The organism is Noviherbaspirillum aridicola, assembly GCF_019656455.1.
GTDB lineage: Bacteria > Pseudomonadota > Gammaproteobacteria > Burkholderiales > Burkholderiaceae_D > Noviherbaspirillum > Noviherbaspirillum aridicola.
Map to the genome: position 1 here is coordinate 75,042 of NZ_BPMK01000007.1, position 22,138 is coordinate 97,179.

Annotated in this window: 21 protein-coding genes; 17 read left to right on the forward strand and 4 right to left on the reverse strand. The window is 67.1% G+C overall.

The window, feature by feature from the left end:
• The first annotated feature begins 41 nt into the window (after positions 1 to 41).
• Together NCCP691_RS09055 and NCCP691_RS09060 are read left to right on the forward strand one after the other, a co-directional pair.
• On the forward strand, positions 42 to 932 hold the full coding sequence (locus tag NCCP691_RS09055; protein ID WP_220807945.1) for a patatin-like phospholipase family protein: 891 nt from the start codon (positions 42 to 44) through the stop codon (positions 930 to 932).
• Between the two features lie 137 nt (positions 933 to 1,069).
• A complete protein-coding gene (locus tag NCCP691_RS09060; RefSeq protein ID WP_220807946.1) occupies positions 1,070 to 2,212 on the forward strand; it encodes a GGDEF domain-containing protein in 1,143 nt (380 codons plus the stop codon).
• A gap of 9 nt (positions 2,213 to 2,221) precedes the next feature.
• Here the strand turns inward: NCCP691_RS09060 and NCCP691_RS09065 are convergent, their stop codons facing one another.
• Both NCCP691_RS09065 and NCCP691_RS09070 read right to left on the reverse strand, forming a co-directional pair.
• Positions 2,222 to 4,861, reverse strand: a complete 2,640-nt coding sequence (locus tag NCCP691_RS09065; RefSeq protein ID WP_220807947.1) for a bifunctional acetate--CoA ligase family protein/GNAT family N-acetyltransferase — start codon at positions 4,859 to 4,861, stop codon at positions 2,222 to 2,224.
• Between the two features lie 23 nt (positions 4,862 to 4,884).
• Positions 4,885 to 5,811: a histone deacetylase family protein gene (locus NCCP691_RS09070; RefSeq protein ID WP_220808095.1), complete on the reverse strand. Its 927-nt coding sequence runs from the start codon at positions 5,809 to 5,811 to the stop codon at positions 4,885 to 4,887.
• A gap of 233 nt (positions 5,812 to 6,044) precedes the next feature.
• Here NCCP691_RS09070 and NCCP691_RS09075 point away from each other — a divergent pair, with 233 nt between their 5' ends.
• The 8 genes from NCCP691_RS09075 to NCCP691_RS09115 all read left to right on the forward strand — a co-directional run bounded on the left by NCCP691_RS09075 (position 6,045) and on the right by NCCP691_RS09115 (position 13,347).
• Positions 6,045 to 6,380, forward strand: coding sequence for a TFIIB-type zinc ribbon-containing protein (locus NCCP691_RS09075; RefSeq protein ID WP_220807948.1), 336 nt, complete (start codon positions 6,045 to 6,047; stop codon positions 6,378 to 6,380).
• Between the two features lie 109 nt (positions 6,381 to 6,489).
• Positions 6,490 to 7,707, forward strand: a complete 1,218-nt coding sequence (locus tag NCCP691_RS09080; protein ID WP_220807949.1) for a GGDEF domain-containing protein — start codon at positions 6,490 to 6,492, stop codon at positions 7,705 to 7,707.
• 16 nt (positions 7,708 to 7,723) lie between these two features.
• Entirely contained in the window at positions 7,724 to 8,503 is a 780-nt protein-coding gene (locus NCCP691_RS21365; RefSeq protein WP_238482378.1) for a gamma-glutamylcyclotransferase family protein, read from the forward strand.
• A gap of 81 nt (positions 8,504 to 8,584) precedes the next feature.
• Positions 8,585 to 10,315: an arginine--tRNA ligase gene (gene argS / locus NCCP691_RS09095; RefSeq protein ID WP_220807950.1), complete on the forward strand. Its 1,731-nt coding sequence runs from the start codon at positions 8,585 to 8,587 to the stop codon at positions 10,313 to 10,315.
• An 18-nt stretch (positions 10,316 to 10,333) separates the two neighbouring features.
• Positions 10,334 to 10,966 (forward strand): SPOR domain-containing protein, encoded by a 633-nt coding sequence (locus NCCP691_RS09100; RefSeq protein ID WP_238482379.1) that lies wholly within the window; start codon positions 10,334 to 10,336, stop codon positions 10,964 to 10,966.
• A gap of 27 nt (positions 10,967 to 10,993) precedes the next feature.
• Complete coding sequence (locus NCCP691_RS09105) at positions 10,994 to 11,659, forward strand: thiol:disulfide interchange protein DsbA/DsbL (RefSeq protein WP_220807952.1); 666 nt, start codon at positions 10,994 to 10,996, stop codon at positions 11,657 to 11,659.
• A gap of 111 nt (positions 11,660 to 11,770) precedes the next feature.
• A complete protein-coding gene (locus NCCP691_RS09110) occupies positions 11,771 to 12,556 on the forward strand; it encodes an SDR family oxidoreductase (protein ID WP_220807953.1) in 786 nt (261 codons plus the stop codon).
• The gene (locus NCCP691_RS09115) at positions 12,556 to 13,347 is read left to right on the forward strand and encodes a helical backbone metal receptor (protein WP_220808097.1); all 792 of its coding nucleotides are present in this window, start codon (positions 12,556 to 12,558) and stop codon (positions 13,345 to 13,347) included. The genes NCCP691_RS09110 and NCCP691_RS09115 overlap by 1 nt, the downstream gene beginning before the upstream one ends.
• Before the next feature lies 1 nt (position 13,348).
• Here NCCP691_RS09115 and NCCP691_RS09120 read toward each other — a convergent pair whose 3' ends face one another.
• Positions 13,349 to 13,750 (reverse strand): hypothetical protein, encoded by a 402-nt coding sequence (locus NCCP691_RS09120; RefSeq protein ID WP_220807954.1) that lies wholly within the window; start codon positions 13,748 to 13,750, stop codon positions 13,349 to 13,351.
• A gap of 245 nt (positions 13,751 to 13,995) precedes the next feature.
• Between NCCP691_RS09120 and NCCP691_RS09125 the strand changes: the two genes are divergently transcribed.
• Positions 13,996 to 14,745, forward strand: a complete 750-nt coding sequence (locus tag NCCP691_RS09125; RefSeq protein WP_220807955.1) for a M48 family metalloprotease — start codon at positions 13,996 to 13,998, stop codon at positions 14,743 to 14,745.
• Between the two features lie 8 nt (positions 14,746 to 14,753).
• Here NCCP691_RS09125 and NCCP691_RS09130 read toward each other — a convergent pair whose 3' ends face one another.
• Positions 14,754 to 15,809 carry an MBL fold metallo-hydrolase gene (locus NCCP691_RS09130; protein WP_220807956.1) on the reverse strand — a complete coding sequence of 352 codons (1,056 nt, stop codon included), beginning with the start codon at positions 15,807 to 15,809 and terminating at the stop codon, positions 14,754 to 14,756.
• Between the two features lie 152 nt (positions 15,810 to 15,961).
• Between NCCP691_RS09130 and NCCP691_RS09135 the strand changes: the two genes are divergently transcribed.
• The 6 genes from NCCP691_RS09135 (at position 15,962) to NCCP691_RS09160 (ending at position 22,110) form a co-directional block, all read left to right on the forward strand.
• Positions 15,962 to 16,393, forward strand: a complete 432-nt coding sequence (locus NCCP691_RS09135) for a MerR family transcriptional regulator (protein WP_220807957.1) — start codon at positions 15,962 to 15,964, stop codon at positions 16,391 to 16,393.
• 108 nt (positions 16,394 to 16,501) lie between these two features.
• Positions 16,502 to 17,686 carry an isovaleryl-CoA dehydrogenase gene (locus NCCP691_RS09140; RefSeq protein WP_220807958.1) on the forward strand — a complete coding sequence of 395 codons (1,185 nt, stop codon included), beginning with the start codon at positions 16,502 to 16,504 and terminating at the stop codon, positions 17,684 to 17,686.
• 6 nt (positions 17,687 to 17,692) lie between these two features.
• A complete protein-coding gene (locus NCCP691_RS09145; protein ID WP_220807959.1) occupies positions 17,693 to 18,130 on the forward strand; it encodes a PaaI family thioesterase in 438 nt (145 codons plus the stop codon).
• A 54-nt stretch (positions 18,131 to 18,184) separates the two neighbouring features.
• Positions 18,185 to 19,111: a pyridoxal-phosphate dependent enzyme gene (locus NCCP691_RS09150; RefSeq protein WP_220807960.1), complete on the forward strand. Its 927-nt coding sequence runs from the start codon at positions 18,185 to 18,187 to the stop codon at positions 19,109 to 19,111.
• Positions 19,112 to 19,113: 2 nt separating this feature from the next.
• Positions 19,114 to 20,910: a bifunctional isocitrate dehydrogenase kinase/phosphatase gene (gene aceK, locus NCCP691_RS09155; protein ID WP_220807961.1), complete on the forward strand. Its 1,797-nt coding sequence runs from the start codon at positions 19,114 to 19,116 to the stop codon at positions 20,908 to 20,910.
• Between the two features lie 15 nt (positions 20,911 to 20,925).
• Entirely contained in the window at positions 20,926 to 22,110 is a 1,185-nt protein-coding gene (locus NCCP691_RS09160) for an acetyl-CoA C-acetyltransferase (RefSeq protein WP_220807962.1), read from the forward strand.
• Positions 22,111 to 22,138: the final 28 nt, after the last annotated feature.

Here is a 22,138-nt window from a genome sequence, read left to right on the forward strand (position 1 = left end):
ATTTGATTGCATACTGCCGTCTTTATCCCACAGGCATGGCTATGGACAAGGCGACGCAGGACAAGTCGGTCTCCCTGGTACTCGGCTCGGGCGGCGCGCGCGGGCTCGCGCACATCGGCGTCATCCGCTGGCTGCTCGACAACGGCTACACGATCCGCTCGATCGCGGGCGCGTCGATGGGGGCCGTCGTCGGCGCCGTGTTTGCCAGTGGCAAGCTGGAGCAATTCGCCGAGTGGGTGCTGGCGCTGGAGCGTGCCGATGTGCTGCGCCTGCTCGACCCCGCCTTCAACCGTGCCGGACTCTTCAAGGGCGAAAGAGTGATGGCGGCGCTGCGCGCGCTGATCGGCGACGGCGACATCCGCGACCTGCCGGTGGCCTTCACCGCGGTGGCGATGGATCTGGAAACGGGCAAGGAAATCTGGCTGCGCGAGGGCAGCCTGTTCGACGCGGTGCGCGCCTCGATCGCCATTCCCCTGCTGCTGACCCCGGTTCAGCGCGACGGACTGACCCTGGTCGACGGCGGCCTGGTCAACCCGGTGCCGGTCGCGCCCACCCTCAACGACCGCACCGGCCTCACCGTGGCCGTCAACTGCGGCGGGCGTTACGAAACGATGCCGGCGCCGCCGCAAAGCGACAGCATTCCCGCCGCCGGCGGCGATTACCGCCGCCGCATCCTGGCCTTTCTCGACAGCCTGCAGTCGGCGCGCGAGACCGGGCTTGCCGCGCCGGACATGATCAGCATCGGCCTGCGCTCAATGGAGGCGATGGAAAACACCATCGCGCGTTTCAAGCTGGCCGCCAACTCGCCGGACGCAGTCATCGAGCTGCCGCGCAACGCCTGCCGCATCCATGAATTCTGGCGCGCCGAGGAAATGATCGTGCTGGGGCGGGAGCGGACGGCGCGCGTCTTCGAAAGCCGCTGCATCGCATGACGGGCGGAAAAACCTGAGCCATCTCACGCCGCGGACGCGAACGCGAACGCATGCCCGGCTGATCTTGTCTGAAGTGGAAATGTCTATACTTCCGACTCAACCCCAACGGGTCCGCTGACGCCGCGGCCAGTCATTCCATGTCGAGTACGTTTGTCATCCTGCTGGTTGGGGCGCTGCTATGTGTCCTGATGCTGCTGGTCCTGGTTTCCCTCTTGCGCAGCAGCATCGCCGGCATCCGCGAATGGTGCGCGGCTAATGCGCTCGCCGCCGGCGGGCTGGTCCTGTATGCCTACGGCCGCGAGCTGTCGCCGTTTGTCGCCTATGAGATCGCCAACGGCGTATATGCCGCCGGCGCCGTGGCGCTGTACGCCGGCTTCCGGCGCTTCTTCGGCTTGCGGGTGTCGCTGCCGGTGCTGGCGGGATCGGTGGTGGCATTCGCCGGCGTGATCGCCTTCTTCCATTACCGCGTGGATTCCCACGCCGCGCGCACCATCGCGGTGGCGCTGTTTCAGGGCGCGGTCTGCGCCGGCATCGTGATGACGATACAGCGCTCGCGCAAGAACTGGCGCTCGCGCTATCCCTACTATTTCACCCAGGGCATGGCGCTGGCGGTGGCGCTCGGCCATTTCGGGCGCAGCGCGGTCTATTTCGTCCACGCCGGCGACCTCACCTCGCTGCTGCAGCCGGCGCCGCTGAACCTGTTCTTCCTGTCGCTCGGCAGCTTCGTGATGCCGGCGCTGACCTTCGGCGCGGTGATGATGGTGCACGACTCGATGATGGAGAAGGCCGAGCATGCGGCCAACCGCGACTTCCTGACCGGCGCCTGGTCCCGCCGGGCGTTCTTCGAGATCGCCGAGCGCGAGATGTCGCGCTCGCAGCGCACCGGCCGCGACCTGTCGCTGCTGCTGATCGACGTCGACAACTTCAAGCAGATCAACGACACCTACGGCCACGCCGCCGGCGACCAGGTGCTGATCGAGGTCGTGCTGCGCGCCGAGACGGTGTCGCGCAGCATCGATTACTTCTCCCGCATCGGCGGCGAAGAGTTCGCGGTATTGCTGCCCGAGACCAGCCGCGCGGCGGCGCTGGTGGTGGCCGAGCGGCTGCGCGCGGTGCTCGAGCGCAAGCCGGGGCTGGGCGTGGCCGCCTATACCGTCAGCATCGGCGTGGCCACCCTGCACGGCACCGAGTCCTATCACGACGTGATGAAGCGGGCCGATGCCGCGCTCTATGCGGCCAAGGCCACCGGCCGCAACCGGGTGGTGTGCGAGCCGGACTGAGTGCGGCGGCTACAGCGGCCGCACGCACAGGCGGAAATCCGGATCCTCTTCGAAGCGCCGCACTTCGAATTCCAGGCTGCGCATCAGCCGCAGCATCGGCGCATTGTTGGTCAGCACCAGGCCCTCGATCTGTTTCAGGCCCTTGGCGCGCGCCGCGTCCATGATCGCGTACATCATGCGCGAGCCCAGGCCCTGGCCGTTGAAGTCGTCGGCCACCGCCAGCGAGAACTCGCAGCTGTCGAGATCCGGATTCGTCACATAGCGCGACACCGCGATGATGCGGCCCTCATGCACCGCCACCAGCGCCATCTCGCGGTCGTAGTCGATCAGGGTGAAGCGGGCCAGCATGCGCAGCGGCAGCTCGCGCATCGTGGAGACGAAGCGGAAGTAGCGGCTCTCCGGCGACATGCGCCGCACGAAATCCTGCAGCATCTCGGCATCGTCCGGCCGCACCGGGCGCAGCGTGAACTGACCGCCGCCGCGCAGCGGCCATTCCTGTTCCCGGTCGGACGGGTAGGGCAGGATCGCCAGGTGCGGATAATGGCCGCTGCCGCCGGTCGCGTGGTCCACCACCACCCGCGCGTCGACCGCCAGCGCGCCGCCGGCATCGACGATCACCGGATTGATGTCCATCTCCCGCAGCTGCGGCAGCGCGCACACCATTTCCGATACGCGCAGCAGGATGCGTTCGAGCGCCTCGCGGTCCGCCGGCGGCGCGCCCCGCCAGGCGCCGAGCGTGCCGGCGCAGCGCGCGCGGTCGATCAGGCGCTGCGCGAGGAACTGGTTCAGCGGCGGCAGTTCGATCGCCCGGTCGTCGATCAGCTCGATCATGGTGCCGCCGGCGCCGAAGGAGATCACCGGCCCGAAAGGACGGTCGGTGGTGACGCCGATGTACAGCTCCCGCCCCTGCGGCTTGCCCGACATCGGCTGCACCGTGACGCCGTTGATGCGGGCCTCGGGATGCCGCGCGCTGACGCCGGCCATCATGCTGACCCAGGTATCGCGCACCGCGGTCGCGTTGAGCAGGTTGAGCGCCACGCCGCCGACATCGGTCTTGTGCGGGATGTCCGGCGAATCGATCTTCAGCGCCACCGGGTAGCCGAGCTGGTTGGCCACCAGGATCGCCTCGCTCGCCGAGCGCGCCAGGATGGTCTTGGTCACGGGGATGTGGAAGGCCGCCAGCAGGGCCTTGGATTCCATTTCGGTCAGCACCTTGCGGCGCTCGGCCAGCACGCTCTCGATCAGGATGCGCGCGCCTTCCACGTCGGGCTTGGGCAGCGGCGACAGCGGCGGCGGCGTCTGGTGCAGCAGCTGCTGGTTCTGGTGGAAAGAGGCGATGTTGTAGAAGGCGTCGACCGCCGCCTCCGGCGTGCGGAAGGTCGGAATCGCCGCCTTCACCAGGATCTGCCGCGCGGACGACGCGCGCTCGTCGCCCATCCAGCAGGTGATCAGCGGCTTGCCCACCGACGGGTACAGCTCGGCCAGCGCCTGCGCCACCGCGGCGGTGTCGAGATCGGGCTTGGGCGAAAGAATGACCAGGATGCCGTCGACGCCCGAGGCCGCCGCGCAGGCCGACACCGCGGTGCGGTAGTGGGCCGGATCGGCATCCTCGGCCAGGTCGATCAGCGCATCCACCGTCGCCTGCGGCGGCAGCGCCTTGGCCAGCGCGGCGGCGGCGTCGGCCGGCAGCGCCGCCAGCTCGATGCCCAGCTCGTTGGCCCAGTCCGCCGCCAGCACGCCGGGACCGCCGCCATTGCTGACGATGGCGAGCCGCTTGCCGACCGGGAGATTGCGCGCCGACAGGCCCTTGGCCGCCGTGAACAGCTGCACGAAACTCTTCACCCGCACCGCGCCGGCGCGCTTGAGCGCGGCGTCGAACACATCGTCGCTGCCGACGATCGCTCCGGAATGCGTGAGCGCCGCGCTCGAGCCGCCCGGGCGGCGGCCGGCCTTGAGCACGAACACCGGCTTGGCATTGGCCGCCGCGCGCAGCGCGCTCATGAAGCGGCGCGCATCGCGTATGCCTTCGAGGTAGACCACGATGCTCTGGGTGCCGCGGTCGTCCGCGAAAAAGTCCAGCACATCGGCCAGGCCGAGCGCGGTATTGGCGCCGAGCGAGACCACGCTGGAAAAACCGACGCCGTTCTTGATCGCCCAGTCGAGGATGGCCGAGGTCAGCGCGCCCGACTGCGACACCAGCGACAGCCCGCCTTCGCGTGCGAGCGGACCGAGCGCGCTGGCGTTGAGCTTCAGGCGCGGACGCTGGAAGCCGAGCGAGTTCGGTCCCAGCAGATGCAGCCCGTGGTGGCGCGCGATCGCATGCAGTTCCGACGCCAGCCGCGCATCGACCCCGGTCGACAGGATCAGCGCCGCCTTGCTGCGCACCCGTGCCGCCAGTTCCAGCGCCGGCGCCAGCTGCGCATGCGGCAGCGCGATGATCGCGAGGTCCGATTTCGACTGCACCAGGTCGCCGAGCGTGCCGCTCATGCCGACGTCCAGCCAGCGCACCGCGCCGGCGAATCCGCCGTTTCTGAGTTGTTCGACCAGGAAGCGCGCCTGCGGCGTGCGGCTGTCGGGATCGCTGTCGTTGCCGGCGAAGACCACCACCGACTGCGGAGAGAAAAGCGGAGCGAGATAATGCTTGTCCATGCCTGCCTTGTTGTTGTCCGGTGCTAGTCCGCGCCGATGAGGACCTTGACATGCGCGGCGGCGCTGCGCGCCAGCGGCGACATCACGTAGCCGCCCTCCAGGCAGGACACGACCCGTCCCTGTGCATAGCGGCGCGCGATCTCCATCACCTGCCGCGTCACCCATTCATAGTCGGCCTCCACCAGCCCGAGGTTGCCCATGTCGTCCTCCCGGTGGCCGTCGAAGCCGGCGGAGATGAAGATCATCTGCGGCCGGAATTTCTCCAGCGCCGGCAGCCAGAACTGGTCGACCGCCATGCGGAAACCCTCGCCCCCGGCGCGCGGCGTCAGTCCGATGTTGACCATGTTGGGTCCGCGCGGTTCGTGGCCGAAGAACGGGTAAAGGTCGTATTCGAAGGTCGAGCACATCAGCACCCGCTCATCGTCGTGGAAAATGTCTTCGCTGCCGTTGCCGTGATGTACGTCGAAATCCACCAGCGCCACCCGCTGCAGGCCGTGCACGTCGAGCGCGTGGCGAATGCCGATGGCGACATTGTTGAAGAAGCAGAAGCCGCCCGCCTGCGCCCGCTCGGCGTGGTGTCCCGGCGGACGCACATTGCAGAACGCGACCGGCGCCTCGCCGCGCAGCACCAGGTCGGTCGCCAGCACCGCGGCGCCGGCGGCGTGCAGGGCTGCCTGGTAGGTGTGCGGATTCATCCAGGTATCCGGATCCACCTGTTCATAGCCTTCGGCCGGCGACTTCGCCGCCATCTCGTGCACATGGAGCATCGTGTGGGCACGCGCGAGCTGTTCCTCGGTGGCGGCCGGCGCCTCGAAAGGCTGCATGAACTCGAGCAGGCCCTTCATCAGCAGATGGTCATGAATGGCGCCGGTGCGCTCGGGGCATTCGGGGTGCATGGATCCCATCTCATGCTTGCTGCAGTCGGGATGATAGATATAGGCGGGTAGCATCAAACGGACCTCGAAGACGCACGGCGTCGTACTGGCGTTCCATAGCGTTGTCTGTGACGCTTGGACGCCGCCGGGCGGGATTTGGTTGTCGTTGGAACATTGCGCGTTTGGCAAACGGCTTTCCTTGTCCTGCATCAAGCAATGCCGGAAGCGGCGGCGCGCCCCCATTTTCTCCTTCCGGCCCCGGACATGGCAAACTGGCAGCCCTGAGCACCCGTCACAGGAGAACGTCCATGCAATGTCCCGTATGCAGCAATACGCAGCTCGTGATGTCGGAAAGACAAGGCATCGAGATCGACTACTGCCCGCAATGCCGGGGCGTCTGGCTCGACCGCGGCGAACTCGACAAGATCATCGACCGCAGCGCCCAGGTGCCGCAGCAGCAGGCCGCCCAGCCCGCCCAGGCTGCTCCGCCCCCGGGCTTCGGCCGGCAGCAGCCGGGTCCGCAGCCCGGCTATCAGCCTGGCCATCAGTCCGGCTACCCGCCCGGCCAGCACTCCCACTACGGCAACGATTATCACAAGCGCAAGAAGAAGGGCTTCCTCGGCGAGTTGTTCGATTTCGACTAATTCCCCATCCAGGACACGGGAAAGCGCTTCCTGCTGGACTCGGAACGGGGGCGGCGTTATGCTTGCCATACAGCAATACGATGCACCTTTCCGGGGCGCGCCCTTTCCGATGCCAGCCGACACGCAAGCCAACTCGCAGTCCGACCCGCCGGGCGGGCCCGCGCGCCCCGTGGGCGGCGACGGCTTTCCGCCCGAGCTGGAGCATCTCTACCAGCTCGAGAGCGAGCGCTCGCGCGAGCGGCGCTACGTGAAGACCGGACTGGTGGGCGTCGGCCTGTACGCATCGTTTGCGATCTCCGACATGAACATGGTGCCGGACATCTACCTCAAGGCATGGGCCGTGCGCTTCCTGCTGGTGATTCCGCTCATGCTCGCCTGCACCCTGTTCCTGGTCCGGCTGCGCCGCCTCGTCGCGCGCGAGGTCCTGGTCGCGGTATGCGTCATCCTCAGCGGCGCCAGCCTCGCCTGGATCGCGACGCTCAGCCGCCATCCGAATTCCGAGCATTACATCAGCGGCGTCATGCTGATCATCCTGTTCGGCAATATCGTGATGAACCAGCGCTTTCGCAGCGCCCTGATCACCTCGTTGATCCTGTTGGGCGTCTACGGCGCGCTGATCGCCCAGGCCGAGACGCTGCCGCTCGCCGCCCGCTTCAACAACGTATTGTTCTGCCTGTCCACCGCCGTGATCAGCCTGATCGCCTGCCATCGCATGGACCAGGACCAGCGGCGCGCCTTCCTGGCCCGCATGCGCGAGACTGAGCGCAACGACCAGCTCAGCCGCGCCAACGCCCTGCTCGAGAAACTCTCGTCGGAAGACGGGCTGACCGGCCTGGCGAACCGCCGCGCCTTCGACCAGCGGCTCGAGGCCGAATGGGCGCGCGCGCGCCGCGCCGGCGAGCCGCTGTCGCTGCTGATGATGGATATCGACTTCTTCAAGCGCTACAACGACCACTACGGCCACCCGGCCGGCGACGTCTGCCTGCAGCGCGTCGCCGCCGTGCTGGATGCGCATGCGAGGCGTCCGGCCGACCTGGTCGCCCGCGTCGGCGGCGAGGAATTCGCGGTTCTGCTGCCGTCGGCCGGCACGGCTGCCGCCGTACAGCTGGCCGAGCGCATGCGGCTGGCGGTTGCCGCCGCCGAGATCCCGCATGCCGCCTCGGGCGCCGCCGGCCACGTGACCGCCAGCTTCGGCGTCGCCTCGGTCGTGCCGGATGGCAGCCGCTCGCCGTCGTCGCTGGTGGCCGCGGCCGATGCCGCCCTGTATCGCGCCAAGGAGCTCGGACGCAACCAGGTGGTGGCCTCGCGCGAAGCGGTGGTCGCCTGAGGTCCGCGCCGCCGCCATGCATGTGTTCGCCTACGGATCGCTGATGTTTCCCGAGGTCTGGCGCCGCGTCACCGGCGACACCCGGCGCGGCGAACCGGCGCTGCTGGCCGATCATGCCCGTCATGCAATACACGGCGAAAGCTATCCCGGCGTCGTCGCCCGGTGCGGCGCCCAGGTCCCGGGCGTGCTGTACCGCGACGTCGGCGAGGCCGCGCTGGCCGCGCTCGACGCCTTCGAGGGCCCGGAATACGAGCGCGTCACCGTGCGCGTGCGCGACGCCGCCGGCGCGCAGGTCGACGCCGCCGCCTATCTCTACCTGGTGCCCGGGAAACTGTCCGCGTCGCCCTGGGAACCGCAGGCTTTCGACCTCGCCGGCTTCATCGCCCGGCCGCCTGAGGTCCGCGCCGCCGCCATGCATGTGTTCGCCTACGGATCGCTGATGTTTCCCGAGGTCTGGCGCCGCGTCACCGGCGACACCCGGCGCGGCGAACCGGCGCTGCTGGCCGATCATGCCCGTCATGCAATACACGGCGAAAGCTATCCCGGCGTCGTCGCCCGGTGCGGCGCCCAGGTCCCGGGCGTGCTGTACCGCGACGTCGGCGAGGCCGCGCTGGCCGCGCTCGACGCCTTCGAGGGCCCGGAATACGAGCGCGTCACCGTGCGCGTGCGCGACGCCGCCGGCGCGCAGGTCGACGCCGCCGCCTATCTCTACCTGGTGCCCGGGAAACTGTCCGCGTCGCCCTGGGAACCGCAGGCTTTCGACCTCGCCGGCTTCATCGCCCGGCATTGCCGATGACGACGGGGGGACAGCGCAAGCCGGTATAATTGCCGCCGTTCTTCCACTCCTTGAGCGGCCCGCGCCGCAAGCATCTCTTCCATGCTCGCATCACAAAAACAGCAGATCATCGACCTGTTCCAGCGCGCGCTCGCGCCGATCGTCGACGGCACCGGACTGCAGCCCGCCGTGGCGCTGGAGCGTCCGCGCGATCCGTCGCACGGCGACATCGCCTGCAACATCGCCATGCAGCTGGCCAAGCCGCTGAAGAAAAACCCGCGCGAGGTCGCGCAGGCCATCGTCGCCTTCCTGCTCGACAACCGCGGGCAGCTGATCGAATCGGCCGAGATCGCCGGTCCCGGCTTCATCAACCTGCGCGTGGCCGCCGCCGCCAAACAGGCGGTGGTCGGGGAGATCCTGCGCGCCCGGGAACAGTACGGACGCGGCAGCGCCGGCGCCGGCCGCAAGGTGATGGTGGAATTCGTCTCCGCCAATCCCACCGGCCCGCTGCATGTCGGCCACGGCCGCCAGGGCGCGCTCGGCGACGCCCTGTCGTCGCTGCTCGAGGCGCAGGGCTATGACGTCACCCGCGAGTTCTACTACAACGACGCCGGCGTCCAGATCGGCAACCTCGCGCTGTCGGTCCAGGCGCGCGCACGCGGCTTCAAGCCGGGCGACGCGCAGTGGCCGGAAGCCGCCTACAACGGCGACTACATCGCCGACATCGCCGCCGACTTCCTGGACAGGAAAACCGTTGCCGCCAGCGACGGCAAACCGGTTGCCGCCAGCGGCGACCCGGACGATATCGATTCCATCCGCCGCTTCGCGGTCGCCTATCTGCGCCACGAGCAGGATCTCGACCTGCAGGCCTTCGGCGTACGCTTCGACAACTACTATCTCGAGTCCTCGCTCTACAGCGACGGCAAGGTGGCCGCGGCGGTCGACGCCCTGGTCAAGGCCGGCAAGACCTACGAGCAGGACGGCGCGCTGTGGCTGCGCACCACCGAGTACGGCGACGACAAGGACCGCGTGATGAAGAAGTCCGACGGCACCTACACCTACTTCGTGCCGGACGTCGCGTATCACATCACCAAGTGGCAGCGCGGCTACGGCAAGGTCATCAACGTGCAGGGCAGCGATCACCACGGCACCATCGCCCGCGTGCGCGCCGGCCTGCAGGCGGTCGGCCTCGGCATCCCGCAGGGCTATCCCGACTACGTGCTGCACAAGATGGTCACCGTGATGAAGAACGGCGAGGAAGTGAAGATCTCCAAGCGCGCCGGTTCCTACGTCACCGTGCGCGACCTGATCGAATGGTCGTCCGGCGATGCGGTCGATGAAGCCGGCGAGCGCGACCTGACGCGCGGCCGCGACGCGGTGCGCTTCTTCCTCATCTCGCGCAAGGCCGACACCGAGTTCACCTTCGACGTCGACCTCGCGCTGTCGCAATCGGATGAAAACCCGGTCTACTACGTGCAGTATGCGCATGCGCGCATCTGCTCGGTGCTGGCGCAGTGGGGCGGCGACGAAAAGAGCGTCTCCGCCGACACCGACCTGTCGCCGCTGACCTCGCCACGCGAGGCGGCACTGCTCGCCCGCCTGGCCGAGTATCCGGAAATGCTGCAGAAAGCGCTCGACGAACTCGGACCGCATCAGGTAGCTTTCTACCTGCGCGATCTCGCCGGCGAACTGCACAGCTACTACAACGCCGAGCGCGTGCTCGTCGACGACGCCGCGCTGCGCAGTGCGCGCCTGGCGCTGCTGCTGGCGACGCGCCAGGTGCTGCGCAACGGACTGGCGCTGATCGGCGTATCGGCCCCCGCAAGGATGTAAGGAATGGCAAGAGCAAGCATGATTCACACTACCAGGCAGCAGGGCGGTACCCTGCTCGGCATCATCATCGGACTGGTCATCGGTCTCGGCATCGCACTCGCGGTGGCGATGGCCATCACCAAGACGCCGATGCCGTTTACCGACAAGTCGGGACGGCAGAAGGCGAGCGACCCCGGCGCCCAGGTCAGCGATCCCAACCGCCCGCTCTACGGCAGCAAGGCTCCCTCGCGCGAAGCGGCGAAGGAAGTCGCGCCGCCGCAGAACACCGCCGCGCCGCAGCCGGCCGACAAGCCGCGCGAAATCCAGGTCGCTCCCGCCGCCGAAGCGCCGGCGGCGGGCAAGCCGCCGGTGGTCGAACAGTCGGCCAGCGCCAGGCCCGCGCTGTCCGCGCCCGCGCCCGCGGCGCCGGAGGATAAATGGATATACTTCCTCCAGGCCGGCGCTTTCCGCGAGCAGGGCGATGCCGAAGGCATGCGCGCCAAGCTCGCGCTGCAGGGCGTCGAAGCGCGCGTATCCGAGCGCCAGTCCGAAAGCGGCGTGCTGTACCGGGTACGGGTCGGTCCGTTCAACGACATCGACGCCATGAACAAGGTGCGCGCCAAGCTGTCTGACAGCGGCATCGACGCCGCCGTCGTGCGCAGCGCGAAGTAATCCACTTTTACAGGAGTCAGCAAAGCTATGCGTTTTCTGAAACAACTGATCGCCGCACTCGGCCTGAGCCTGCTCGCCGCCGGCGCCGGCGCCGCGCCCGACAAGCCGCAGAACGGCGTCGATTACCGCACGCTGGAAAAGCCCCAGCAGACCGAATCCGGCCAGAAGGTCGAAGTGACGGAATTCTTCTGGTACTCCTGCCCGCACTGCTTCGCGCTCGAGCACGAGCTCGTCGCCTGGGTCAAGAAGCAGGGAGACAGCATCTCCTTCAAGCGCGTGCCGGTCGCCTTCCGCGACTCCATGGTGCCCCAGCAGAAGCTGTTCTATACGCTCGAGGCGATGGGCAAGTTCGATGAACTGCACCAGAAACTGTTCAACCGCATCCACGTCGAAAAGAAGCGCACCGACAGCGAGAGCGAGATCATCGAGTTCGTCACCGCCAACGGCATCGACAAGCAGAAATTCCTCGACGTCTACAACTCCTTCGGCGTACAGGCCAAGGCCAAGCGCGCCACGCAGCTGATGCAGGCCTACCAGGTCGATGGCGTGCCGCTGCTGGCCGTGGGCGGCCGCTACCTGACCTCGCCCTCCATCATCGCCGGCAGTATCGGCAACCGCCCGGAACCGGTTCTGCACCAGGGTACCTTCCAGGTGATGGATTTCCTCGTCAGGCAGGCCAAGCAGGGCAAGTGATCGGGGATCAGGGATCTGAGGAAAAGCCCGCTGTCGTGACGACGGCGGGCTTTTTGTTTTTGTAGCGCGGTACTGCCGCTAGAATCGCAGGTTTCCACCTTTGTGAACGACATGAAACGCGTATTCATCACCGGCGCCTCCAGCGGCATCGGCGAGGCGCTCGCCATGCGCTATGCCGAACAGGGCGCGATTCTCGGGCTCGCGGCGCGACGGGAGCCGCAGCTGCGGGAGCTGGCGGCGCGGCTGCCGAATGCGCAGAAGCACCGCGTCTATCCGCTCGACGTCACCGATGCCGCCGCGCTGCGTGCGGCGGCGGAGGATTTCATCGTCGCCAACGGGGGCTGCGACGTCGTGATCGCCAATGCCGGGATCTCTCGCGGCACGCTCACGGAGATCGCGGACGACCTGGCGGTGTTCGAGCGCATCCTCGCCACCAATGTGTCGGCCACCTTCGCCACCTTCAGTCCCTTCATCGGCACCATGAAGCGCCAGGCGCAGGCCGGCAGCCGCGACTGCCGGCTGGTGGGCATCGCCAGTGTCGCCGGCATTCGCGGCCTGCCCGGCGCCGCCGGTTACAGCGCATCGAAAGCGGCGGTGATCAGCTATTGCGAGTCGCTTCGGGTGGAGCTGGCGCGCAGCGGCGTCCGCGTGGTCACGATCGCGCCCGGCTACATCGATACCCCGATGACGCGGGTGAACCGCTACCCGATGCCCTTCCTGATGCCGGCGCCCGAGTTCGCGCGGCGCGCGGTGGAGGCGATCGATGCCGGCGTCAGCTACCGCGTCATTCCCTGGCAGATGGGCGTGGTCGCCAAACTGTTGCGGCTGTTGCCGAACGCGCTGTATGACCTGGCGTTCTCGCGCGCGCCGCACAAGACGCGGGAGCCGCAGCCGTGATGCCGGCCGATGCGCTCGGCACCGTGCATCCGCCGGCCGGAGACAGCCCGCGCATCGTCTCGCTGGTGCCGTCGGTGACCGAACTGCTGTGCGCGCTCGGCCTGGCGGAAAACATCGTCGGCCGCACCGGCTTCTGCATCCATCCCGCCGGCATTGTGCGCGGCATCGCCAAGGTCGGCGGCACCAAGGACGTCAACATCGACAAGATCCGCAAGCTGGCGCCGACCCATCTCGTGGTCAATATCGACGAAAACGAAAAACCGACCGTCGATGCGCTCGCCGCGTTCATACCGCATGTGATCGTGACCCATCCGCTGGCGCCGCGCGACAACCTCGCGCTTTACCGGCTGCTCGGCGCGATCTTCCATGCGCGCGAACGGGCGCTGCAGCTGTGCGAGGCCTTCGAGCGCGAGTACGCGCTGCTGCGCGCCGCCCCCAAGGGGCCGCCGCAGACCATGCTGTACTGCATATGGAAGGACCCGTGGATGACGGTATCGCGCGACACCTACATCGCACGCATGATGGAAGAGATAGGCTGGCGGTGCTGGGCGGCGCCCGGCAGCGATGCGCGCTATCCGGTGTTCCGCTGGTCGGACGAGATGGCGGCGGCGGTCGACGGCGTGCTCCTGTCGACCGAGCCCTATCGTTTCACCGAGGCGCATGCCGACGCGCTGGAGCGGCAGATAGGCAAGCCGGTGACCCTGGTCGATGGCGAGATGATGTCCTGGTATGGCAGCCGCGCGATCGACGGCCTGCGCTATCTGCGCGCGCTGGCCGCGGGCGCCGGATGATCTAGCGTTCCCGGTTCACCCTGACCAGCATGCGGATGAATTCCCTGGCCAGCGTCTGGTGATGCTCGTCCAGGCGCAGCAGGTCGTTGATCAGCTTGACGTCGGCCGACTCGAAGCGCTGCTGGCCGCCGCCGTCGGCCGCCTCGCCCGGCCCGGCGCCGCCGAAACGCAGCCACTCCGCCGGCACGCCCAGCCAGTGCGCCAGCGTACGCAGTTTTTCCTGCGTCGGAATGGCCTCGCCGACCAGCCACTTGCGCGCGGCATGGACCGTGATCGGCTTGCCCTCGAAGCGAATATTGAATTCGCGGGCGAGCTGGGTCGGGCTCTCCGCCGAATAATTGGCATTGCGCAGCGCTTGCTGCAAGCGCTCGCTAAAACCTTCTCGTTCATTTGCAGGGTTCATGAGCGCGAACTATTCCACGTCGGTTATTGACAGTCAGTCATTGGGACTGGCCAACCAATCGTGACCAAATGTGTAACGCCGGTGAAACGACGCTCATTCTGCACGCCCGCCAGTCTTCGTCTACTTGTTACTAACCATATGCGACGCGCGCCGCGGCGATAGATCAATTTTTCGATACGAGGAGCGGCGCCCAGGCCCCCGCCAGTACACTCCATTCTTATGTTTCTGTCAACGAGGGAGTGTTTATGAGGTCCGAATTGCGCCAAGCCCTGGCCATCCTGCTCGCCGTCCTGCCCGCCACCGCCGCCGCCGAGGCATGGGGTCTCTTCGAAGCCGCCAGGGATGTGGTCGGCGCGGCCACCTTGCGTGAACAGGATATTCTCGGCGCCGCCCGCCGCGCGGTACAGCAGAAGGACCAGGCCCAGCAGGTGGCGGCCGATGCCAGCCCGCATGCCCGGCGCCTGCAGGCGCTCACCGCCGCCCATGCGGGCGAAGACGGACTGTCGCTCAACTTCAAGGCATACCAGTCGTCGTCGCCGGCGGTCTTCGCCGCCGCCGACGGCAGCATCCGCCTGACCAGTGCGCTGATGGACCAGCTCGACGACGACGAGCTGCGCGCCGTCATCGGCCACCAGATCGGCCATGTCAGCCTTGGTCATTCGATGAGTGCGCTGCGCACCGCCTACCTCGGCTCGGCGGCGCGCAATCTCGCCGGCGGCGCCGCCGGCACCCAGGGTTACGCCGCCGGCACGGCTGCGCGCGAGTTGGGCGACGTGCTGGAACAGGCGCTCAGGTCGCAGTTTTCGCAGGCGCAGGAACAGGCGGCCGGGGACTACGCGGCGGCATTCCTGAACCGGCACCGCTACCCGGTCGAGGCGATGGAGCGTGCCGAGCGCAAGCTGGCCAGGCAGGGCGGCCGGCACGGTACCAGCCCCTATCATCCCGATCCCGTCGTTTCCCAGGGACGCAGGAGATTACGCCCGGAAGGGATGTGAGATCCGGCTCAGCCGGCGCGCCGGAAGCGGACCACGCCGTCGGCGCCGGTCTCGCGCGCCAGCACGCCGTCGAACCACAGCTTGTGCAGGTGCGACAGGGCCTCGCCCAGGGCGAAGGTGAGCTGGTGCGCATCCAGCGGACGGCGGAACATCAGCGGCACGATATCGGCGGCCGACCGCGCGCTCGCGCAGGCATCGACCACTTCCGCCAGCCGCGCGTCGTGATGATCGGCCAGTTGCCGGATGCGGGTGTGAAGGCCGCGGAAAGGCTTGCCGTGCGAAGGCAGCACGAGGGTGTCTGCCGGCAGATGCGAGAACTTCGCGAGCGAATCGAGATAGAGCTGCACCGGATTGGCTTCCGGCTCGACCGCGAACACCGAGACATTGGTCGAAATGCGCGGCAGCACCATGTCGCCGGAAATCAGCAGGCCGAGCTCCGCGCAGTACAGCGAGGCATGTTCGGGCGAATGGCCGAAGCCGGTGATCACGGTCCAGTCGCGGTCGCCGATGCGGACCGGCTGCCCGTCCTGCATGCGCCGGTAGGCGGCGGGGACGGCGGGCACCAGGCTCGGATAGTAGTTCTTCCGGCTGCCCAGCTTGTCGAGCATGTCGGCATCGGCCAGGCCGTGGCGGCGGAAATGCGGCAGCGCGGCGGTACCGTCGACGCCGGGCAGCGCGGCCGCCATCATCCGCGCGAAGCCGAATTCCCCGGTGGTCATCCACAGCGGCGCCTGCCAGCGATCGCACAGCCAGCCGGAAAGGCCGACATGATCCGGGTGGCAATGGGTGACGATCACCCGCCGCACAGGCAGACCGTCGAGATGCGAGGCGAACACGCTGTCCCAGCCCGCGCGCGTATCCTCGCTGGCGATGCCGCAGTCGACGATGGTCCAGCCGTCGCCCTGCTCATCCTTGTCCCGCAGCAGCCAGAGGTTGATGTGGTTGAGCGCGAACGGCAGGCCCATGCGCACCCACAGCACGCCGGGCAGGATCTCGCGCACGCCGCCGTGCGCCGGCAGGGCTTCCCCGAACGGATAGTCGAGCTGGGATTCAAGTGGATTCATCGGATCTCCCGTCAGGTTGCGGACACACATTCACATTTGCGCGGCGTCCGCCTACAATAGGCCGGCGTGGTTTACGTTAACGTAAACTGCGGATACATGATCCCGATTCTAAACACAAAGCCATTTCACTGCTGAGGCCGTCCGTACCAGCCATGCCAACCTACACCATCACCGAACTGGCACGCGAATTCGACGTGACGCCGCGCGCGATCCGCTTCTATGAAGACCAGGGCCTGCTCAGCCCCAAGCGCGAAGGCGCCGGCGGCCGCACCCGGGTCTACGGCGCGCGCGAGCGCACGCGGCTCAAGCTGACCCTGCGCGGCAAGCGGCTCGGCCTGTCGCTCTCGGAAATCAAGGATCTGGTCGACATGTACGAGTCGCCCAAGGATACCGAGGCCCAGCTCAAGCGCTTTCTCGCGGTGCTGGCCCAGCACAGGGAAACCCTGGAGCGCCAGCGCGAAGACCTGGAGGTGACGCTGGCCGAGATCGCGGCGCACGAGGAAACCTGCCGCAAGATGCTGGCCGAGGGCAAGACAGGCAAAACCGTCAGGACCGGCGGCCGCAAGCTGCGCGACGCCGCCTGATGAGGCGGCGCAAATACCGTATTTCCACGATCTTCCCTTTACGTTTACGTTAACGTAACTTGCCGCTATCATCGGCGGCGACCATTCCAATAACACAGCGAGGACGACATGTTGCATCTTCCCGGCTTGACCTTCGACCATGGCGAGGACATCGCCGCGCTGCGCGAGACCGTGCAGCAATTCGCGCAGGCGGAAATTGCCCCGCGCGCCGCGGAAATCGACCGCAGCGACCAGTTTCCGATGGACCTGTGGAAGAAGATGGGCGAACTCGGCCTGCTCGGCGTGACCGTTTCCGAGGAATTCGGCGGCACCGACATGGGCTATCTCGCCCACATCGTGGCGATGGAGGAAATCTCCCGCGCCTCCGCCTCGGTGGGCCTGTCCTACGGCGCCCACTCCAATCTCTGCGTCAACCAGATCAACCGCAACGGCACCCCCGAGCAGAAGGCGAAATACCTGCCCAAGCTGATCTCCGGCGAGCACGTCGGCGCGCTCGCGATGTCCGAGCCGAACGCCGGCTCCGACGTCGTCAGCATGAAGCTGCGCGCGGACTGGAAGGGCGACCGCTGGGTGCTCAACGGCACCAAGATGTGGATCACCAACGGCCCCGACGCCGACGTGCTGGTGGTCTACGCCAAGAACGACCTCGAGGCCGGCCCGCGCGGCATGACCGCCTTCCTGATCGAGAAGGGCTTCAAGGGATTCTCGATCGCGCAGAAGCTCGACAAGCTCGGCATGCGCGGCTCGCATACCGGCGAGCTGGTGTTCCAGGACTGCGAAGTGCCGGCCGAGAACGTGCTCGGCGGACTCGGCAAGGGCGTCAACGTGCTGATGTCCGGCCTCGACTTCGAGCGCACCGTGCTGTCGGGCGGACCGCTGGGCATCATGCAGGCCTGCATGGACGTGGTCGTGCCCTACATCCACGAGCGCAAGCAGTTCGGCCAGCCGATCGGCGAATTCCAGCTGATGCAGGGCAAGATCGCCGACATGTATTCGACCATGATGGCCTGCAAGGCCTATGTCTACGCAGTCGGCCAGGCCTGCGACCGGGCCAGGACGCCGGAGCAGGTGCGGGCGCTGCGCAAGGATGCGGCCGGCGCCATCCTGTACTCGGCCGAGAAGGCGACCTGGATGGCCGGCGAAGCGATCCAGACCCTGGGCGGCAACGGCTACATCAATGAAAACCCGACCGGACGCCTGTGGCGCGACGCCAAGCTGTACGAGATCGGCGCCGGCACCAGCGAAATCCGCCGCATGCTGATCGGCCGCGAACTCTTCGCCGAGACGAAGTAGACGGCCATGACGCCGCGGGCGCCCGATCCCGACTATCGCAGGGTGGTGGAGGCCGGCTTCGCCGACGCCGCCTTCCTGGCGGATCTCGGCATCCGGCTCGCCGGCTGCGGGCCGGGCTGGTGCGAGGCGACCCTCGAACTCGCCCCGCGACATCTGCAGCATACCGGCGTGGTGCATGCCGGCGTGCTGTCGACCATCGCCGACCATACCGCCGGCGGCGCGGCGATGACGGTCACGCCGGCCGACGGCTTCATCCTGACGACGGAGTTCAAGATCCATCTCCTGCGGCCGGGCCGCGGCGACTCCCTGTTCTGCCGGGCGCAGGTGCTCAAGCCCGGCAAGTCCTTCCACGTGGTCGAATCGGAGGTGTATGCGCTCACTGCGGGCGCCCGGACACTCGTGGCCAAGCTCTCGGGTACGATGGCGGTCCTGCCACGGCAGTAATCCTACGGTAGTGACTTTTGCGCGCCACGCCTCCATCATCGACTACGCATCATCATGACTTCCCTTCATATTTCCACCCCGATCCTGCGCCATGACGCGCTGTCCGCCGCGCTCGGCAAGGACGTGCTGCTCAAGATGGAAAACCTGCAGCCGTCGGGATCCTTCAAGCTGCGCGGCATCGGCCGCATGTGCGAGCGCGCCGCCGCGCGCGGCGCCAGCCGCTTCGTCTGTCCGTCGGGCGGCAACGCCGGTTTCGCCGCCGCGGTGGCCGGCAAGGCGCTCGGTGTGCGCACCACTATCGTGGTGCCGGAGACGACGCCGGAATCGGTGCGCCAGCGCATCCGCGACATCGGCGCCGAACTGCTGGTGCACGGATCGGTCTGGGACGAAGCCAACGACCACGCGCTGCGGCTGTGCGAGGCGCCGGGCGCGATGTACATCCCGCCCTTCGACCATGCCGACATCTGGGACGGCAATGCGACGATGATCGACGAGGCTGCCGGGCAGGCGGATTTCGACGTAGTGGTGTGTTCGGTTGGCGGCGGCGGCCTGATGAGCGGCGTCCTGCAGGGCCTGCAGCGCAACGGGCTGGGCCATGTCCCGCTGATCGCGGTGGAGACCGAGGGCGCGGCATCGCTGCATGCGGCGATCAAGGCCGGCGAACTCGTCACCCTGCCGGCGATTACCTCGATCGCCGGCACGCTCGGCGCCCGCCGCGTGGCGCGCGAGGCGCTGGACTGGACCCGGCGCCATGAGGTGCGCAGCGTGCTGGTCAGCGACGCGCGCGCGGTGGCGGCCTGCCGGCGCTTCGCCGACGACATGCGCACGCTGGTGGAGCCGGCCTGCGGCGCCGCGCTCGCGGTCGGCTACGACGCCTTGGCCGTGTTGCAAGATTTCTCGCGGCCATTGTTCATCGTCTGCGGCGGCATCGGCGTGGATCTGGCTAAACTGGAGGACTGGAAAGTCCGGTTCGAACTCTGACCATGCCGCTCACGCCCGCCTTCCCCAAGCTCCTGTCCTCGCAGATCGCGTTCGACATCGCGCGCGCGATCCTCGACGGCTTCGACAAGCATTACCGGCTGTTCCGGCAGGCCAGCCAGGACGCGCGGCGGTTTTTCGAGCGGGGCGACTGGCAGGCGGCGCAGAAGAATGCGCGCGAGCGCATCTCCTTCTATGACAAGCGGGTGCAGGAATGCGTGCAGGCGCTGGAGGACGAGTATTCTCAGGACGAGATCAGCGATGAAGTCTGGCGCGAGGTGAAGCTGCATTACATCGGCCTGCTGGTCAACCACAAGCAGCCGGAGCTGGCCGAGACCTTCTTCAACTCGGTCTGCTGCAACATCCTGCACCGCTCCTACTATCACAATGACTTCATCTTCGTGCGGCCCGCGGTGTCCACCGAGTACATCGACAACGACGAGCCGCAGCCGAGCTACCGCGTCTACTATCCGTCCACCGACGGCCTGCGCTACACGCTCAAGCGCATCGTCACCAATTTCCAGCTGACGCCGCCGTTCGCCGATCTCGACCGCGACATCGGCCTGGTGGAAACGCGCCTGCGCGCGATGTTCGGCACCGACGTGCTCGAGCCGAATCACCAGATACAGGTGTTGTCCTCGCTGTTCTACCGCAACAAGGGCGCCTACATCGTCGGCAAGTGCATCAACGGCAACCGGGTGTTCCCGTTCGTGGTGCCGATCCTGTACAACCGGCGGCGCGAGCTGGTGCTCGACACCGTGCTGTTCGACCCGACCCTGATCACGGTGCTGTTTTCCTTCACCCGCGCCTACTTCATGGTCGACATGGAAGTGCCGTCGGCCTATGTGCATTTCCTGCGCTCGCTGATGCCGTACAAGCCGCGCAGCGAGATCTACACCATCCTCGGCCTGCAGAAGCTGGGCAAGGCGGCGTTCTACCGCGACTTCCTGCATCACCTGAAGCATTCCTCCGACTGCTTCGAGGCCGCGCCCGGCATCCGCGGCCTGGTGATGGTGGTGTTCGCGCTGCCGTCGTTTCCGTATGTGTTCAAGGCGATCAAGGATTTCTTCCCGCCGCCCAAGGACACCACACGCGCGCTGGTCAAGGAAAAATACCTGCTGGTCAAATACCACGACCGCGTGGGCCGCATGGCCGACACGCTGGAATATTCGAACGTCGCCTTTCCGCGCTCGCGATTCGCGCCGGAGCTGCTCGCCGAGCTCAAGGAAGTCGCGCCGTCCATCATCGAGGAAGAGGGCGACGAGATCATCGTCAGGCATCTCTACATCGAGCGCAGGATGACGCCGCTGAACATCTGGCTGACCGAGGCCGAGCGGCGCGGCGACGTGGCGGCGCTCGAGCACGGCATCGTCGAATACGGCAATGCGATCAAGGACCTCGTCGGCGTCAACATCTTCCCCGGCGACATGCTGTACAAGAATTTCGGCGTCACCCGCCACGGCCGCGTCGTGTTCTACGATTACGACGAGATCGAATACATCACCGACTGCAACTTCCGCGCAATCCCCGAGCCGCGCAACGAGGAGGACGAGATGTCGAGCGAACCCTGGTACCCGGTCGCGAAGAACGATGTATTCCCCGAGCAGTTCGGCACCTTCCTGCTCGGGAATCCGCTGGTCCGCAAGTTTTTCCTGAAGCACCACGCCGACCTGCTTACCCCGCAGTACTGGCAGAACGCCAAACAGCGCATCCTGGATGGCCATGTTGAAGACGTGTTCCCCTACCCGCAGGAATTGCGATTCAGTTACAAACCACTCAATCCCGCAGCCCAGGCTGCATGAACCTTGGAGACAAGCATGAACAACGATCCTATTGTCATCGTCGGCGCCGCCCGTACCCCGATGGGCGCCTTTCAGGGCGACTTCTCGTCGCTCGCAGCGGCCGATCTCGGCGCCGTCGCGATCCGCGCCGCCGTCGAGCGCGCCAACCTGGAGCCGCAATTCGTCAATGAAGTCCTGTTCGGCAACTGCCTGATGGCCGGCCAGGGCCAGGCGCCCGCGCGCCAGGCAGCGATCAAGGCCGGCATCCCGGTCTCGGCCGGCGCGGTCACGCTGTCCAAGATGTGCGGCTCGGCGATGAAGGCGGCCATGTTCGGCTTCGACTCGCTGGTGGTCGGCACCAACGACGTGGTGGTGGCCGGCGGCATGGAGTCGATGACCAACGCGCCCTACCTGATCCCGAAGGCACGAGGCGGCTACCGCATCGGCCACGCGATGATGTACGACCACATGATGCTCGACGGCCTGGAAGACGCCTATGAGCGCGGCCGCTCCATGGGCACCTTCGCCGAGGAGTGCGCGGCCAAGTACCAGTTCACCCGCGAAGAGCAGGACGCCTACGCGATCGAATCGGTCAAGCGCGCCCAGGCGGCGACCGCCGATGGTTCGTTCAAGTGGGAAATCGCGCCCGTGACGGTGGCGGGCAAGGGCGGCGAGACCGTGATCGACAAGGATGAAGGCCCGCTCAAGGCGAAGCTGGACAAGATCCCGTCGCTCAAGCCGGCGTTCAAGAAGGACGGCACCATCACCGCCGCTTCCTCGTCCTCCATCAACGACGGCGCCGCCGCGCTGGTGATGATGCGCGAATCGACCGCCAAGAAGCTGGGCTGCAAGCCGATCGCCCGCGTGCTCGGCCACGCCACGCATTCGCAGGAACCGAACTGGTTCACCACCGCACCGGTGGGCGCGATCGACAAGCTGTACAAGAAGCTCGGCCTGACCACCAAGGACGTGGACCTGTTCGAGATCAACGAAGCCTTCGCCGCGGTACCGATGGCCGCCATGCGCGACCACGGCATCGACCATGCGAAGGTCAACATCCACGGCGGCGCCTGCGCGCTCGGCCACCCGATCGGCGCTTCCGGCGCGCGCATCATCGTGACCCTGCTCGGCGCCCTGCAGAAGACCGGCGGCAAGCTGGGCGTCGCATCGCTGTGCATCGGCGGCGGCGAAGGCACCGCGATGGCGATCGAGCTGGTCTGATCCACCACGGGGCGGCGCTGCCGCCCCT

Bases quoted from the DNA above. Each gene is read 5' to 3' on its own strand.
- NCCP691_RS09055 (WP_220807945.1), top strand. From the start codon at position 42: ATGGACAAGGCGACGCAGGACAAGTCGGTCTCCCTGGTACTCGGCTCG.
- NCCP691_RS09060 (WP_220807946.1), top strand. From the start codon at position 1,070: ATGTCGAGTACGTTTGTCATCCTGCTGGTTGGGGCGCTGCTATGTGTC.
- NCCP691_RS09065 (WP_220807947.1), bottom strand. From the start codon at position 4,861: ATGGACAAGCATTATCTCGCTCCGCTTTTCTCTCCGCAGTCGGTGGTG.
- NCCP691_RS09070 (WP_220808095.1), bottom strand. From the start codon at position 5,811: ATGCTACCCGCCTATATCTATCATCCCGACTGCAGCAAGCATGAGATG.
- NCCP691_RS09075 (WP_220807948.1), top strand. From the start codon at position 6,045: ATGCAATGTCCCGTATGCAGCAATACGCAGCTCGTGATGTCGGAAAGA.
- NCCP691_RS09080 (WP_220807949.1), top strand. From the start codon at position 6,490: ATGCCAGCCGACACGCAAGCCAACTCGCAGTCCGACCCGCCGGGCGGG.
- NCCP691_RS21365 (WP_238482378.1), top strand. From the start codon at position 7,724: ATGCATGTGTTCGCCTACGGATCGCTGATGTTTCCCGAGGTCTGGCGC.
- argS (WP_220807950.1), top strand. From the start codon at position 8,585: ATGCTCGCATCACAAAAACAGCAGATCATCGACCTGTTCCAGCGCGCG.
- NCCP691_RS09100 (WP_238482379.1), top strand. From the start codon at position 10,334: ATGATTCACACTACCAGGCAGCAGGGCGGTACCCTGCTCGGCATCATC.
- NCCP691_RS09105 (WP_220807952.1), top strand. From the start codon at position 10,994: ATGCGTTTTCTGAAACAACTGATCGCCGCACTCGGCCTGAGCCTGCTC.
- NCCP691_RS09110 (WP_220807953.1), top strand. From the start codon at position 11,771: ATGAAACGCGTATTCATCACCGGCGCCTCCAGCGGCATCGGCGAGGCG.
- NCCP691_RS09115 (WP_220808097.1), top strand. From the start codon at position 12,556: ATGCCGGCCGATGCGCTCGGCACCGTGCATCCGCCGGCCGGAGACAGC.
- NCCP691_RS09120 (WP_220807954.1), bottom strand. From the start codon at position 13,750: ATGAACCCTGCAAATGAACGAGAAGGTTTTAGCGAGCGCTTGCAGCAA.
- NCCP691_RS09125 (WP_220807955.1), top strand. From the start codon at position 13,996: ATGAGGTCCGAATTGCGCCAAGCCCTGGCCATCCTGCTCGCCGTCCTG.
- NCCP691_RS09130 (WP_220807956.1), bottom strand. From the start codon at position 15,809: ATGAATCCACTTGAATCCCAGCTCGACTATCCGTTCGGGGAAGCCCTG.
- NCCP691_RS09135 (WP_220807957.1), top strand. From the start codon at position 15,962: ATGCCAACCTACACCATCACCGAACTGGCACGCGAATTCGACGTGACG.
- NCCP691_RS09140 (WP_220807958.1), top strand. From the start codon at position 16,502: ATGTTGCATCTTCCCGGCTTGACCTTCGACCATGGCGAGGACATCGCC.
- NCCP691_RS09145 (WP_220807959.1), top strand. From the start codon at position 17,693: ATGACGCCGCGGGCGCCCGATCCCGACTATCGCAGGGTGGTGGAGGCC.
- NCCP691_RS09150 (WP_220807960.1), top strand. From the start codon at position 18,185: ATGACTTCCCTTCATATTTCCACCCCGATCCTGCGCCATGACGCGCTG.
- aceK (WP_220807961.1), top strand. From the start codon at position 19,114: ATGCCGCTCACGCCCGCCTTCCCCAAGCTCCTGTCCTCGCAGATCGCG.
- NCCP691_RS09160 (WP_220807962.1), top strand. From the start codon at position 20,926: ATGAACAACGATCCTATTGTCATCGTCGGCGCCGCCCGTACCCCGATG.